Source organism: Saliniramus sp. (assembly GCF_035311605.1).
In the GTDB taxonomy this organism is placed as follows: Bacteria; Pseudomonadota; Alphaproteobacteria; order Rhizobiales; family Beijerinckiaceae; genus Saliniramus.
The window spans coordinates 1-14,406 of record NZ_DATGCW010000330.1 but is presented as its reverse complement, the minus strand read 5'-3'; the positions used below and the strand labels follow the sequence as shown (position 1 = coordinate 14,406).

The following is a 14,406-nucleotide window of genomic DNA, read 5'->3' as shown; positions in this document are numbered from 1 at the left end:
ATGCTTGCTGCGGCTCCGCCTGACCGTTGCCGGTGCGCCCCTCGCTCATGCTCTCTCTCCCCGGCCACGATGGTTTTCGGAAGACGGCAGCGGGCCTCTCCCTTTTTTCCTTGTTTGGATGAATTATAGAGTAGTGATCAGAGCGCGCATCGCAAAGAGCAAAAACAGCGCGAATCCGCGATCCCGGAGGAAGTGACCGATGAAGCAGCGCGACCGCCTCGTTCTCACCTGCAGTTGCGAGGGCACCATGCCCGTCGATGGCGACGCCATTGCCGGCGCCGGCTGCGGGGAATTACCCGAGACAGCGCATCAGCTCTGCCGTGTCCAGCTCGACCGTTTCCGCGAGGCGCTTGCGACGGGGCGCCCGATGACGGTGACCTGCACCCAGGAACAGCCGCTCTTCGAGGAAGTCGCTGCGGATTTCGCGCAGGCGGCTGCGGAAGAAGCGGGAGACGCCGACGCGCCCTATCCGGATATCAGCTTCGTCAATATCCGCGAGACGGCAGGCTGGTCGCATGATGCAGAAGCGGCCGGGCCGAAAATGGCGGCGCTGATCGCGCAGGCGGCGGAGGAAGCCGAGCCATTCGAGGTCGTCTCGATGGAGAGCCGTGGCGTGGCGCTGATTCTCGGGCGCGACGAAGTGGCGCTGGAGGCCGCACGCGATCTGCTCGACAATCTCGACATCACCGTCCTTGTCACCCCCGGCGCCGAGATCACGCCGCCGCGCCGCAACGCCTTTCCGGTCCTGCAAGGGCGTATCGCCCGGGCGAGCGGGCATCTGGGTGCATTCGAACTCACCGTCGATGCCTATGCCGGCCCGTCGCCATCCTCGCGTGGCAAGCTCGTCTTCGGGGAGACGCGTGACGGTGCGGTGTCGCGTTGCGATCTCGTCATCGATCTGACGGGCACCACACCGCTGTTTCCCGCCGGCGAATTGCGCCCGGGCTATTTCCGGGCCGATCCAGCCGATCCGGTGGCCGTGGCAAAGCTCGTCGCCAAGGCGCAGCAGATGGTGGGCACCTTCGACAAGCCGCGCTTCATCAATTTCGCGCCCGATCTGTGCGCCCATTCGCGCAACCAGCAGACAGGCTGCACCCGCTGCCTTGATCTCTGCCCCGCCGGCGCCATCGAACCCGCCGGCGACAGCGTCGCGATAGATCCCAATATCTGCGCCGGCTGCGGTCAATGCGCTGCGGTCTGTCCGACGGGCGCGGCGGCCTACGCGTTGCCGACCGTGGAGAGCCTTGCCCGGCGCATCCGCGCCGCCCTGCGTGCCTTTTATAATGCGGGCGGCACCCGCGCGCCGGTCCTGCTCCTGCACGATGATGATCACGGCACCCCGCTGATCGATGCCAGCGCCCGGTTCGGTAACGGCCTGCCGGCGCATGTCATCCCGCTCACCGTCAACGAGGCGACGCAGATCGGACCCGAGATCATCGCTGCGGCTTTGGCCTGGGGCGCCGGCGGCCTGCGCATCCTCACCCGCGAACGCCCGCGCCACGCCATTGACGGGCTGGAGCGCACGCTCACCCTGATGGAGACCATTACCACCAACACCGGCCACGGCCCGGAAACGCTCGCCCTGATCCAGACCGACGATCCCGATGCGCTGGAAGCCGCGCTCGCCGTCGACCCCGTTGCGCTGCCGGAGAGCCGCGCCTCGTTCTTCGCGCCGGAGGACAAGCGCGGGCTCCTGACCCTGGCGATGACACAGATGAACCGCCATGCGCCGCAGCCTGCCAAGACGATCGTCCTGCCCGAGGGCGCACCCTTCGGCCAGGTCGCGCTCGATACCGATGCCTGCACGCTCTGCCTCGCCTGTGTCGGCGTCTGCCCGACCGGGGCACTGTCTGACAATCCCGATTATCCCATGCTGCGCTTCACCGAGAGCGCCTGCGTGCAATGCGGCTTGTGCGAGACGACCTGTCCGGAAGACGCGATCACGCTCGTGCCTCAGCTCGATTTCGAGGCCTGGGAGGAACCCAAGAAACTCCTCAAGCAGGAGGAGCCTTTCGCCTGTATCAGCTGCGGCAAGCTGTTTGGCACGAAGGCGAGCATCGAGCGGGTGCAGGCGAAGCTGAGCGGCCACTGGATGTTCTCCGGCCCCGCCGGTGAGCAGCGTCGCCGCGTCCTGCAAATGTGCGAGGATTGCCGCGTGGAGGCCGTCGTCAACGAGGGCTTCGATCCGCATGACGAGAGCATGCGCAAGGTGCGCACCACGGATGATTATCTCAAGGGGTAAGTTGGCGGTTGGAGCCCCGTTGGCGCACCATGCGAAGACAACAAACCGATGCGTGGCATGAACGCCTTTCCTGCGGAGACGATCATGCCGGAAATTGCCATGCCGCGCCCGATCAGGGTCAGTCCCGAAGGTGTACTCCCGGGCAGCAGCGTTGGCATTATTCGACGCCGTCAAAATCCGGAATGTCGTGGATGTCACGACCTGAGGCGTCATTAAAGAAGGGGTGATGGAAGATGTAATACGTTGCGTTGGGAGCGTCACCGAAACGCCAGCAGGCGTCTTCCTCTGGCGGACAGTTTCCACTTTCGATCATGCGCTGTCGCGTTGCGTCGACATCGTATTCACGGTCCGGAAGCGGGTCCATATTCGGCAGGGTGGGCTTGCCGTGATACGGATCGGGAACACCGTGTCGCTCAGCCCATTCACGGTACTCGGAACCAATGAAAAAGGACACGTTCTCGGGCCCCAGCTCTTCGCTCAGGGCCGGCATAAGAGCGCGCTCCGCCGAAATTCGGCCAACCGGCACGCCGTAATTCACCGGCCCGTTTTCGACGATATCAGGGGTGCCGACGAATTCCGGAAGGACATGCAGTTTCCCGATCTGGGCCAGAATGACACTGTCCCGGTGCTCCGCAGCCAGTCCCAGGAGACTTTGCTCCATCCCCGCCGTGCGGTTCGCCGTGCGCCCGGTATCATCCTCGAAGTCGTAGCGGTTGACATCCAGCAGGGCGACGCGGTTGCCGTCATTGAAATGGCGAATGACGTCCCGTTCCAGCGTATTCCGCCACGTATCGATTGTAGCCGGCTCCGCGACAGTCTCGCCTGTCGCATCCTCGTGATGCGCCAGAGCGCTCAGATAGCGTAGCTGCAGATCGACGGAAGCGCGCGCCAGAAATTCGTCAGGCTCGATCACGCCATCATAGAGCTGATCGATGAGATCATTCACGTGAGGTGTGGTGAAGGCCTCGAATGCGAGAACGAACTCGCGACCGGAATCACCCGTGAGCAAGTAATAGGCGAGAAAATCAAAGACGGATTGCGCCGTGGACGAGTGTCCCTCACCCATGACGACAATTCGCATATCAGGGTTTTCCGCGAGCCTTGTTTCAATATCTTCGGCAATCATTGCGGATGCGCTCTGGTAGTGGACCACCTGCTCCGCCGAGAAAGGAATCACCGGAATCCCGTATCCATCCGGCGATCTGAGCCTTACATCGTCCAGATCCGGAGCGGGCGCGCGGTTGGAATTGCTCGCGACAAGCTGTGTGGTGGCCGGTGCGCCCTTTGCCGATCCCTCAAGCGAGAAGCCCCGAGGAGCTTGCCCGCTCAACCCCTTGAGGTCAGGATTCGAAGAGGCTTGCGATACGCCTGGCATGGAGAAACTCATAGCTCACCTAAAAATTAATAATTAATATAAATTCATAATAATAAATTCCGTCACTTTTCGCAACAACTATCGAAGCCGGCCACTGGAAAGACGATCTCGTGCCACTGCGCTACAAGGCATGACCGCTCGCGCGCGCCTGGTCACGCCGGCACATGAGCGCAGCGGCGTGACGGGCGTTCACTCAGGGCGCAGATGGCGGCGGGTTCGCCTGCTCCGGCTGTGCGAGCGCGTTCTGCGGTTTGGCGATGCGATAGAGAACTTCGATCAGTTCGTCCTTTAGTTCCGGCATCAGGGTATGCCCGTCGACGAAATCCGGCTCGGGTCCGGCGAGGTGATCGGCGATGAAGCCGGCAGCGGCCTCACGCTCCTCGGGACCGCCCGCATGCCAGGCGCGCTGCAACAGATCCCGCAGGCTTGCGCTCCCGCCCGGCGGGATGACGATCCCACCCGGCGGAAGCGGTTGCAAGCCAAGCGCAGCCTCCACCTGCCCCGGGGCCACAGCGTGCCCGAGCATCATCGAGAGCCAGACCGGCACGTCGATTGCGCGCTGCTCGGCAGATCTGTCCTCGAAGGTGACGGTCGCGCTATCGTGCGAGCGCATCAGGGCGGTGCGCGCCTCAGGGCGCGACTCCCGCACGAGGTAGAAGGCTGTGCGCAGGCCGACAATATCTCCGAAGCTCGTGGAGGGGCCCAGATTGAGCTTGATGCGCACCTTGTCGGCATAGCCGTGCAGGACATCGGGGGCGAACCGGGCCGCGACATCGAACTCGCCGGGCACGGCACGGTCCATCGGCAGATGCACGGCCCCGCCGGTGACGAGGCCCACCAACCAGCTCACGAAATGCTCGGATGGCAGGAAGTTCGCATCAATCGTATCGCGCCCGCCCGGAATTCGGCCCGGCGGCGCCGACAGCCGCGCGCGGAAACCGGGATTGTGCGTCGCCTCGACATTCTGCGCACCGAATTCCTCCAGGAAACCGGGCTGGCCGGCAAGCGGCTCACCGCTTACGAGGCCTTCATTGATCTGCCTGAAAAGTTCGGCCTGCTCATCCGGGGCTTCGGTATACAGGGTCTGGAACCGCATCGAGAAGCGACCATCGCCCACCGCACGATCGATAACGGCGACAAATTCGCGCGGCAGGATGCTGCCAGCGGGAATGATCAGTTCCTCGGCGAGCTCCTCGCGGTATTCCGCCCCCGGCAGCCCTAACGGACCGATTTCCAGCGCGGGCGTATAGAATTCGAACATGGTCTTGCCGATACGCAGATCGGCATTGAGCCTGTACAAATCGCTGTCACTGTTGCCGAAGATGTCGACCGCCCCGGCTGCCTCCTCGGGCGGCAGCGGCGTGACGTCGAGGGCAAGATGGCCTTCGATCTCCGCAAAACCGGGCTCCTGCCGCTCAAGGGCGAGAGTCTCGGTATCCGGGGTGAATCGGAACGGTGATTCCTCGCCGAGGAAAGAGCGCTCGGCATAGCCTTCCAGCGCCGATGCTTTCCATTGAAGGGCCGAATTGATACCCAGCCCGCGCAGGCCAATCAGTTCCTGCAAAGCCAGACGCACGAGTTGCGGCTCGTGCAATCCTTCCCCGATCCGCGCACCCACGCCGAGCGCGTGGGCAAAGATATCGAGCAGTGTCCGCACATCACCCGAAGCAGCCGCTTCAATGATGGCGCCGCGCCGCGCATTCAGCGCCCTCAGTGTGTCGAGCCCGACCGCGCCGGTACTGCGCAGGACCTGCAACCCCGCGAACGGATCACGGATGGAGACGTTCAGACCGCCGCGCAGATCGAAGCCGGCATCCCGGATCATGCCGATCAGCGTATCGAGCATATCGCGCGATTGCGGCGCCAGGTCTTCGCGGGTAACCGGGGCGGTCATGATCGGATCGTAACCGGCCAGTGCGCCCGGCGGCGCCAGCGGTACCAGTGGGCCCGGCGCCGTCGGATTGAACGGGAACCGTATCGGCGCAGGACCGGAATCCCTCACCGGGTTGGCAAAGGCGCCGACCGGCTCGCGGGCGAACGGGCCGACATGCCGCCCGTCTTCACCGCGCCAGACGGGATGGCCGGCATCATCGATTCCGGCATAGACATAGCCCCGATCCGGCAAGCCGTAATCGATCGCACGCGGCATCGCATCATAACCGGGCTCACCGGGCGCAACGGGAGCGGGGAAGGCTCGACCGCCAGCGCGGCGGATCGCATCCATCGCCATACGCAGATCGTCGTCGAAGAAGCCGATTCCCCCCGGCGAACTGAAATCGAGCGCGTAGAGCGTCGCCGCCGCCGCGTCGAGAGCATCGGGGTCAACATCGTCGAGCCCGTCGCCTTCCCAGGCATCGAGCCGGCGATCACGCACGAAATCGATGATTTCGCCGGGCTCCTCCAGATTGATTTCGCGCGAGATTGTCAATGCTTCAGCAGCGACCCGAACCGGTGGCGGGAAGTGTGCTGCCTCTCCCGGATTATCCGGATGAGAGGGCGCGATGCCGGTCTCTTCGCGCATCGGCGTTTGCGCCCGATCATCCGCCTCCTGTTGCCGCGCGGCTGCGAAGCGCCTTGTGATTCCGGCTTCGCGCAGCAGCCTGTCGAAGCTCACATCGGGGCCGATGCGGCCCGTCTCACGCATGCGCTGATAAAACGCTTCAAGCTGGTCGAAAGATGCATTGGCATAGATCGCATGGACCCGTCCGCGCGCATCCGGCGGTAATCCGGGGCCGGTGATACGATTTTCCAGCGGCAGATAGAGCCATTGCGGATCGAGGCCGGGCCGAGCCTCGGCATTGTGATCGAGGACGGCGGAAATCGCCGCTTCACGGCTCGGCTGGATGCCGACATCCACACCGTCGAAACGCGTGGGCTGCTCCATCTCGATCTGGGCGGCACGGAGATCGAGCCCGGCCTGTTCGCGTGCGGCGAAACTGTCGCTCAAGCCGGCGCGGGCGAGGATATGGGCAAGGCTCTGATCACCCGCGAGGCGCCGCTGTGCGGCCAGCGCTTCAATGGCGCCGCGTGCGCGCTCCGGAGGGCCGAACCAGACCTCATGCGATCGCACCGGAATCGTGCCCCCGGCCCCGTCCGCAATTTCACGCATGATCACCAGCGGCAATGCGACCATACCCTCACTCGGCGTCGATCTGTTCCATTGCAGCGATTCGCGTTCCGCACGCGCGGCATCGGGCATCGCGAATGTCGTATAGCCGGCAATGGTCAAGGGATGATCGAGCGCCACCGCGCGCACCCGCATCTCGGCCGCCGCGAGCCGCGCCGCCTCCCAGTTGATTCCGACCTGGCGCGCCGCACCCGCCAGATCGAAATCGGGTGTCATGGTTCCCGCTTCGACGAAGCGGCCGATTTGCTCCTGCAGCGCAATCGCATCGCCGCGCAGCAAGGCGATCTCGCGCAGGCTGTCGTCCGGGCCGAGCTGACGCTCCAGCGGGACCCGTACCACGATATCACGCGGATGGGCGCTCGCATTATGCTGGCTGGCAACGCGCCCGGCGACATCCCAGTTCTCCAGAGGCCGCGCGATCGAGACGTCGTATCCGGTGGGCACGGGGTGTTGATCAGCGGCTTGCCGCAGAGCGGCATTGCGCGCCGCATCGGCCTCCGCAGCCTCACGGGCACGCCTGGCGATATCGCTGCTCGCATCGCGCTGCGGCGACGCACGACCCGTGCGATCGGTGACGCCGCCCCCGCCGCCGCGCGGGGTGCCCGGATAAGGCCCGAACGTAATGGGCTCACCATCCGCCGGGGGCAGGCGCGGCACGATGGGTGCCTGCGCTTCCGACCCGCTTCCCGCGCCAGCCCCGCCATCACCGGCCCCGCGTACAACGATGCGCCCTGCTGTGAGATCGTCGAGCCGGGAGAGCGCCGCACGTGCAGTGGCATCGCCGGAATGGCGGGCGAGTCCGCGCCGCATGGCATCAAGCATGGAGGGATCGAAACCGGCGACCTCCTCCGGCGTCAGCCTGTCGATGAAGCGTGCCACATCGCCGATTCTGGCGCGCGAGAGATTCTCGAAGGAGGCCAGAACATGCCCGTTGCGCGCCGCAACCTGCACCTGATGGTTGATCCGCACCAGCCGCAGCGCGCCCTCACCAAGCCCATAAAGTCCTGCGAGCAGGCTGGCGATCCGCCCCATGTTCAATCCGAAGTCGAAAGCGGGGGAATCGACTTCGAAACCCAAAGCCGTCAACCACGAATCCAGCGTCGTATCGACCGCGCCGCTCGCCGCGCGGCCAATCTCGCGCGCCACGCCCAGCGCGGCAGGATCCTGGAACATGGTCGGACTGATCGCAAAATAGGGCGCCATCCCCGCCAGCCCGGCCACGGGATCGCCAAGAAAAGCGCGGGCTGCGCCTGCCGCCCCATTGGCGAAGCGCACGAACGGGTTCTCGGAGAGCGGGCGGTCGGGATCCGCCATCGCATCCCGCGCGCGCTGGTCGAGTTCGCGCGCAACCTCGTTCAGGCGCTCGGCGAAGGGCGTGCCGCGCTGGCGCGGGATCGGGAAATCGACCGTGTAACTGTAGTCGCTGCGCATATCGAGCGGGCGCCCGCGATTGGTCCAGACGAGCCCGGTCTCGCCGATCCGCGACTCGAAATAGAGCTCGTAATCACCAGCGGCGTTGCGGACCTGGAAGATGTGGCCGAGATTGCCGAAGGGCTGCCGGTCGAAAGGCGCCCCCTCGGCATGGTCAGGGCGCTGGGCGAGATCGAACGCAGCCGGGGCGTGGTCGGAGAGGCGCGCGGAAGCTGATGCCGACGCATCGAAGCGAACATGCATAAATCAAACCCTCAAATAAAAAATAGCCTAAATACTCGCAAAACAAGCAAAAGAAGCCAGCTAAATAGTTTATGCTTTGCCAATCACACTTTTATAGATATAAAACAGACGAATACAAGACCGTTGTCTTGAGTGCATAACCTCTTCATATATCAGTTTCATGACACGTAGCCGCCCCCGGCATCGGGAGCGGCACGGCTTTCGTCGAAACGGAATGCAGTCGGTGTCGATCAACTGCGCAGATACGGCATCGGGTCGACCGGGTCGGAGCCGCGGCGGATCTCGAAATGCAGCTGGGGCGCGTTGACGTTTCCGGTACGCCCGGAATTCGAGACCACCTGCCCGCGACGGACATTATCGCCGCGTTTCACCAGCAAATCGCGGTTATGCGCGTAAGCCGAGACATAGCCGTCATCATGGCGGATGAGGATCAGGTTGCCGTAGCCCTTCAGCTCGCTGCCCGCATAAGCGACGGTCCCGCCTTCGGCTGCGCGCACCGGCGTGCCTTCGGGCAGTGCGATATTGATGCCCTCGTTACCACCTGTGCCGAAGCCGGCGATGACGCGCCCGCGTGCCGGCCAACGGAAGTCGAGCCCGGCGGCAGTCGCGTTCGGCTGAGAAGCCTCGGGCTGCGGCTGCGGCGCATTCGCCTGCTGAACGCGCGGTGCTGCTTCCGCAGCAGAAGCGGCGGCGTTCTGCGGTCGCGTCTGTGCTTGCGGACGCGTCTGTGGCTGCGTGGCGGGCCGGGCCGCACTGGCCAGCTGGCGTGGACGCGGGGGCGGAGCCACAGAGGGTTGGGCGGGCAGCGCATCGGAAGTCTGACGCGACTGTGCCGACGCCGGCGAAGCATCATTGCGCGTCTGAGTCGGCTGTGCCGAAGCCGTGCGCGTCCCGACCGCATTATAGACCGGGATCACCACAGTGGATCCGGGCCGCACATCCGCCGCGCCCTGCAAATTATTGGTCGAAAGGATCGCAGAAGTGGGAACATTGTAACGATTGGAGAGCCCCTCCAGCGTCTGCCCCTCGCGCACGACGATCGGCGTGCCGCCCAGCGCTGTCCAGCCGGCGGGGCCTGTCGAACGCTGCTGGTTGCGGGCCGGCGCGGAGGTCTGAGCGGAAATCACCTGTGGCTGCGCGGAACCGGGTGCCGCGAGCGGCGAAGCCTCGATTATTCCCGCAGAGATTCCCGCAGACGGCGCGCCATCCGGGTTGATGCTGCCCGTGGTGAGCGGCTCACTGCGATTCGAGGCGAAGGGGTTCCCGAAGGGATCGCCCGCAAAACGCATCGTATCTGAACTGCATGCGGCCGTGAGACCGGAGACGAGACCGATCACCATCACCCGCGAGAGAAGGGAGAAACGGCCGGAACCGTGCAGACAACTCATCGGCGCACCTGGTGTTCTACGCAACATTGGAATCCGATTAAACGCCGATTCAGGTTAAGCATTGGTTGAGCCGCGCTGCGCAATTGCGATGAAGCGCAATTTTTCTTAACCATGGCCGTCAGGCTTGATCCGATCTGCATGCGCGCGAACACGCGATGAGGCATCAAGCGCGCGGGATAATTCCCGGTTTTCAGCTCCGCTGCGGATAGGGCCCGCTGCCCGGCTTCGCGGCTCCGGATTCGGATTCGGATTCGGATTCAGCCCCCAGCTTGGCCAGCTCGACCTTCGCGCGCAATTCGATATGCGCGATGATTTCATCGAGCCGTGGATCACCACTGAACGTATTGCGCTCGGACAAGCGCGCGACGATCGTCTGGAGATCGCGCGCGGGGACCTTTCCGCTCAACAGGGCCGCTTTCAGCCGATCGAGCGAATCGAGGATGTCGTGGCCACGCCGTGCGGCCTTGCGCCGGCGCTCACCTTCATCCGACTCCTCCTGAAGGGCGAGCAGGGCGTCGAGCGAGCCGACGGGCGCGGCACTCGCGGCAGATGCTGCCGGGCGCGCATCATGCGTATCGGAGACCGCGAAACCGCCATCCGATGTGCGGCGGCGCGCTGCGGCTGCGGCGATCGGTGATGCGGTAGTCTTGGGATCGATGCGCATGGCGCGTCCTCCGGCTTTGCCCGAATAGAGGCTGACGCAACATGGTTAACCACGCGTTAACCAGGCGGCATTTTCTGCCGGGCGCACACCGCGCCGGACGATGCTGCGGGGAGTATCCGGCAAAATCTGCCGCGTATCCGTGAAACCGGCTTCGCAAAGCAGGGCGAATGCAGCGGATAAACGCAGGAAATCATTCACCTTTCCCGCGTCTGAAGAGCCCTCTCATCCGCTGGCACGGCACTTGCCATGGTAATCTGGCCAACAGCGACGAGAGTGCGATCATGAAGAAGACGATGCGAAAAGTCATCACGCTCATCTGCGCCCTGGCCTTCACGGCGGGCCCGTTGCTTGATGCCGCCATGGCGCAGGCCGATGTCGCACGCCCGACATCCAACATGTCCCGCATCAAGGATCTCGCCGAAGTCGAGGGCGTGCGCCAGAACCAGCTCGTCGGCTACGGACTCGTCGTCGGTCTTCAGGGTACCGGCGATTCACTCAACAATTCGCCCTTCACCCGGCAATCCCTGACCGCCATGCTCGAACGCCTCGGGGTCAATACGCGCGGAGCGAACCTGCGCACGGCGAATGTCGCCGCGGTGATGGTCACCGCCAATCTCCCCGCCTTCTCTACCCAGGGCACGCGGCTCGATGTCACCGTCTCCGCGCTGGGTGATTCCAATTCGCTCGAGGGCGGCACGCTTCTGGTGACGCCGCTGATGGGCGCCGATGGCGAAGTCTATGCCGTGGCCCAAGGCTCAGTCGCCGTCGCCGGGTTCGGCTTCGAGGGCGATGCCGCGCGTATCCAGCGCGGGGTTCCGACGGTGGGGCGCATCTCCAACGGCGCGCTGATCGAGCGCGAGATCGAATTCTCGCTGGCCGAGAAGCGTCATCTCCGGCTGGCTCTGCGCAACCCGGATTTCACAACCGCGCGCCGCATCGCCACCGCGATCAACGATTTCATCGGCGATGATGCTGCAGCACCGAGCGACCCCTCGACGGTGCATCTGCGTATTCCCGAAAGCTATGGCGGCAACATGATCGAGTTGCTCACCGAGATCGAGCAACTGCGTGTCGAGCCGGATCAGCCGGCCAAGATCGTCGTCGACGAGCGATCCGGCATCATCGTCATGGGCCGCGACGTGCGCGTCTCCACCGTCGCCGTGGCGCAGGGCAATCTCACCGTGACGATCATGGAGGAACCGCAGGTCGTACAGCCGCTGCCCTTCAGCGATGGCGAGACGGCGGTGGTACCGCGCACCGCCATCGAGGTCTTCGGCGAGGACGGCCAGCTCGCCGTCGTGCCGGAAGGGGTGACCCTGCGCGAGCTCGTCGACGGGCTGAACGCGCTGGGTATCGGCCCGCGCGATCTGATCGCCATTCTCCAGGCAATCAAGGCCGCCGGCGCCCTCCAGGCCGATATCGAGGTGATGTGATGAGCGCACTTTCTCTGGAAGTCTCGATGGGCATGGCCCGCGCCTCACAGGCGCGGCTGGATGCGCGCGCAGAGGGCGCAAGCGAAGTTTCCGGCGCGCGGCGCGAAGCCCTGCGCGCCCAGGCTGACGATTTCGAGACCATGTTTCTCGAGCAGATGTTCGGCCAGGTCTTCAGCGCGAATGGCGACGAAGGGACCTTCGGCGAAGCCGGTCCCGGCTCCGACGTCTACCGCTCGATGCTGGTCTCCGAATATGCGGGAATGGTCAGCAAGTCCGGCGGCATCGGCCTCTCGGACCAGATCTATTCCGAATTGCTGAAGATGCAGGAAGGATGATGCCATGTGGGCCGATCAGCGAAACGCCGAAGGCGCCGCGATCCGGGTGACGGGCCCGGCGGAGGCGCGCGGTCTGATCGAGGATATCAGCGCCACCATGGCGGCGCTCGAGAAGATCCTCACCGTCGAGACCGAGCATGTCCGCGTCGGACGTATCACCGAAGGACTCGCGAACGAGAGCCGCAAGAGCGAGTTGACCAGCGCCTATCTGCGCGGGCTCGAAGCACTCAAGGCCAATGCCGTAGCGCTCGCCCGTTTTGCCCCCGCGCCGCTGGAAGAGCTGAGGGCGCGCCACGCCGACTTCGCCCGCGCCATCGAAACCAATCAGATCGTCCTCGCCACCGCCCGCGCCGTTTCGGAGAATCTGGTCAAGGGAATCTCCAACGAACTGTCCCGCGCACAAGCACCGCAAGGCTACGCTCCCGGCCGCGCCCGCAGCGCTTATGGTGGCAAGAGCGCCCCGCTGCTCGTCTCACGGGAATTCTGAGCGTCGTAAAGGCGCACCCTTCATGAAGGCCGCCTGCTCCCCCGCTTCGACGAGAGAGCGGGAAGATCGCGCGCATGAACCGCTCCGCTTTTCCGCGAGCAAATGCACTCTTCACGTCAACTGCCGCTATCCATCGGTACGCAACATCATATATGAGCGCTGGGGGCTACACATGACGCGGAGACAGCCCATGATCGTACGACACGCTACTCGCAGCTCGCTGGTCCGTAATCGCATCCTCGCAAGCGCCGCCCCCCTGTTCGCCATGCTCCTCGCCATCCTTGCGAGTACAGTTCTTTTCGCACCGGTTCACGCTACGGCACAGCCGCGCGATAGCGTCAGCGCGATTACGGTCGATGTCGCGCCGCTGCGCGCGCGCGGCGTCGGCGTCTTCGCCGATCTGCTGCATGATTCGCTGCGCGCGGAACTGCAGGCGCGCTACACCATCGCCGCGAATGCGCCGCGCCTGCATGTCACCCTGAACAGCTTCTTCCTGAATGCGAACACATGGATCGACCATGACGACAGTTTCGGCGGGGGCTTTGCACAACCACCGCTCGACAATCTCGGCGGTGAAGCGCAGTTGATCGCGCCGGACGGGCGCGTGATCGACAGCTACAGCCTGCTCGCAAACAATCCGGCGACAACGGGCTCCCATCGCCCGTCGCCGGAGCGGGAGCAGATCCGCGCCATGGCGCTGACCAGGGTGTTCGCCGGATGGGTGGTGCGCCGCTTCTGAGGCGCGCCTCAGCCCTCCAGATCGAGTGGCACGAGCGGCTCGTCCTTGACCTTGTCGAGGCTGAGCGCCGTGCGCACGTTGCGCACGTTGGGCAGGCTCGTCAGATCGCCGACGAAATTCTGAAACGCCGTCATGTTCGTCGCGACGCATTTGAGGATGAAATCAACCTCGCCGGAGAGCGTCCAGCATTCGCGCACCGTCGGCCAGTCGGCGATGCGCTCCTGAAACGCCGCGAGATCCGCCTGTGTCTGGCTGGCCAACTGGACCATGGCGAAGCAGATCACCTCGTAGCCGAGCAATTGCGGATCGAGCAGCGTGCGGTAGCCCTTGATGATTCCCGCCTCCTCCAGAGCGCGCACACGCCGCAGGCATGGCGGCGCCGACAGGCCGACACGCCTCGCCAATTCAACGTTGGTGATGCTGCCGTCTTTCTGCAATTCGGCCAGAATCTTGAGATCGATCGCGTCAAGGCGGTCGCGCATGGAAACTCCGTCGTCTATAACGCCCTCCGCGAGGACGCGTTTACATAATCGCGTTAGCGCATGCACACAAGCCGCGCAACGAAATTGCGCGTGGGAGTTTTCGACGTGCGCCTTCCGACGGTCTGGGCATTGACGACGGGGGAAGCCGGCATGCGCAGCCAGGTGCTCGGCTTGTGCGACCGGATGGGCCTCGCCTTCACGGAAAAATGCATCGGATTGCGCGCGCCATGGCGCTGGCTGCCGGGGCATCTTTGCCCTTGTCCCCTGCGCGGACTCGCCGCAGAGGGTGATGCGCTCGCGCCGCCCTGGCCGGATCTGCTGATCTCCTGCGGACGGCGTTCCACAGCCGCCGCCATAGCCATCCGGCGTGCCTCGGGCGGACGGACGCTGACGGTGCATCTGCAAAATCCGCGCACGCCGCCCGATCACTTCGATCTGGTCATCGCCCACCCGCATGATG

11 protein-coding genes are annotated in these 14,406 nt (G+C 64.5%); 6 read left to right on the top strand and 5 right to left on the bottom strand.

The features are described 5' to 3' along the window. Window positions 1-199 precede the first annotated feature (199 nt). Window positions 200-2,242 carry a 4Fe-4S binding protein gene (locus VKP01_RS14700; protein ID WP_324413574.1) on the top strand — a complete coding sequence of 681 codons (2,043 nt, stop codon included), beginning with the start codon at window positions 200-202 and terminating at the stop codon, window positions 2,240-2,242. Between the two features lie 157 nt (window positions 2,243-2,399). On the opposite strand, the gene VKP01_RS14695 is transcribed toward VKP01_RS14700, so the two are convergent. From VKP01_RS14695 to VKP01_RS14680, 4 genes are all read right to left on the bottom strand, one after another. Beyond that, entirely contained in the window at window positions 2,400-3,629 is a 1,230-nt protein-coding gene (locus VKP01_RS14695; protein WP_324413572.1) for a hypothetical protein, read from the bottom strand. A 181-nt stretch (window positions 3,630-3,810) separates the two neighbouring features. Further along, window positions 3,811-8,418, bottom strand: coding sequence for a hypothetical protein (locus tag VKP01_RS14690; RefSeq protein ID WP_324413570.1), 4,608 nt, complete (start codon window positions 8,416-8,418; stop codon window positions 3,811-3,813). Between the two features lie 230 nt (window positions 8,419-8,648). After that, window positions 8,649-9,806: a peptidoglycan DD-metalloendopeptidase family protein gene (locus tag VKP01_RS14685; RefSeq protein WP_324413569.1), complete on the bottom strand. Its 1,158-nt coding sequence runs from the start codon at window positions 9,804-9,806 to the stop codon at window positions 8,649-8,651. A gap of 190 nt (window positions 9,807-9,996) precedes the next feature. Then, window positions 9,997-10,470 carry a flagellar assembly protein FliX gene (locus VKP01_RS14680; protein WP_324413567.1) on the bottom strand — a complete coding sequence of 158 codons (474 nt, stop codon included), beginning with the start codon at window positions 10,468-10,470 and terminating at the stop codon, window positions 9,997-9,999. A 293-nt stretch (window positions 10,471-10,763) separates the two neighbouring features. On the opposite strand from VKP01_RS14680, the gene VKP01_RS14675 reads away from it, so the two are divergent. The 4 genes from VKP01_RS14675 (at window position 10,764) to VKP01_RS14660 (ending at window position 13,464) form a co-directional block, all read left to right on the top strand. Next, window positions 10,764-11,903, top strand: a complete 1,140-nt coding sequence (locus VKP01_RS14675; RefSeq protein WP_414706585.1) for a flagellar basal body P-ring protein FlgI — start codon at window positions 10,764-10,766, stop codon at window positions 11,901-11,903. Beyond that, window positions 11,903-12,238, top strand: a complete 336-nt coding sequence (locus VKP01_RS14670) for a rod-binding protein (protein ID WP_324413565.1) — start codon at window positions 11,903-11,905, stop codon at window positions 12,236-12,238. The genes VKP01_RS14675 and VKP01_RS14670 overlap by 1 nt, the downstream gene beginning before the upstream one ends. A 4-nt stretch (window positions 12,239-12,242) precedes the next feature. Next, entirely contained in the window at window positions 12,243-12,725 is a 483-nt protein-coding gene (locus VKP01_RS14665) for a hypothetical protein (protein ID WP_324413563.1), read from the top strand. A 190-nt stretch (window positions 12,726-12,915) separates the two neighbouring features. Continuing rightward, window positions 12,916-13,464 carry a hypothetical protein gene (locus VKP01_RS14660; RefSeq protein WP_324413561.1) on the top strand — a complete coding sequence of 183 codons (549 nt, stop codon included), beginning with the start codon at window positions 12,916-12,918 and terminating at the stop codon, window positions 13,462-13,464. An 8-nt stretch (window positions 13,465-13,472) separates the two neighbouring features. Here the strand turns inward: VKP01_RS14660 and VKP01_RS14655 are convergent, their stop codons facing one another. Continuing rightward, window positions 13,473-13,946, bottom strand: a complete 474-nt coding sequence (locus tag VKP01_RS14655; protein ID WP_074445098.1) for an Lrp/AsnC family transcriptional regulator — start codon at window positions 13,944-13,946, stop codon at window positions 13,473-13,475. A 90-nt stretch (window positions 13,947-14,036) separates the two neighbouring features. Here VKP01_RS14655 and VKP01_RS14650 point away from each other — a divergent pair. Next, the coding region (locus VKP01_RS14650; RefSeq protein ID WP_324413558.1) for an ELM1/GtrOC1 family putative glycosyltransferase at window positions 14,037-14,406 on the top strand (370 nt) is incomplete at its 3' end.

What these genes read in the sequence shown, in the direction of transcription:
- VKP01_RS14700 (WP_324413574.1), top strand. Translation starts at nt 200, where the DNA reads ATGAAGCAGCGCGACCGCCTCGTTCTCACCTGCAGTTGCGAGGGCACC.
- VKP01_RS14695 (WP_324413572.1), bottom strand. Translation starts at nt 3,629, where the DNA reads ATGAGTTTCTCCATGCCAGGCGTATCGCAAGCCTCTTCGAATCCTGAC.
- VKP01_RS14690 (WP_324413570.1), bottom strand. Translation starts at nt 8,418, where the DNA reads ATGCATGTTCGCTTCGATGCGTCGGCATCAGCTTCCGCGCGCCTCTCC.
- VKP01_RS14685 (WP_324413569.1), bottom strand. Translation starts at nt 9,806, where the DNA reads ATGAGTTGTCTGCACGGTTCCGGCCGTTTCTCCCTTCTCTCGCGGGTG.
- VKP01_RS14680 (WP_324413567.1), bottom strand. Translation starts at nt 10,470, where the DNA reads ATGCGCATCGATCCCAAGACTACCGCATCACCGATCGCCGCAGCCGCA.
- VKP01_RS14675 (WP_414706585.1), top strand. Translation starts at nt 10,764, where the DNA reads ATGCGAAAAGTCATCACGCTCATCTGCGCCCTGGCCTTCACGGCGGGC.
- VKP01_RS14670 (WP_324413565.1), top strand. Translation starts at nt 11,903, where the DNA reads ATGAGCGCACTTTCTCTGGAAGTCTCGATGGGCATGGCCCGCGCCTCA.
- VKP01_RS14665 (WP_324413563.1), top strand. Translation starts at nt 12,243, where the DNA reads ATGTGGGCCGATCAGCGAAACGCCGAAGGCGCCGCGATCCGGGTGACG.
- VKP01_RS14660 (WP_324413561.1), top strand. Translation starts at nt 12,916, where the DNA reads ATGATCGTACGACACGCTACTCGCAGCTCGCTGGTCCGTAATCGCATC.
- VKP01_RS14655 (WP_074445098.1), bottom strand. Translation starts at nt 13,946, where the DNA reads ATGCGCGACCGCCTTGACGCGATCGATCTCAAGATTCTGGCCGAATTG.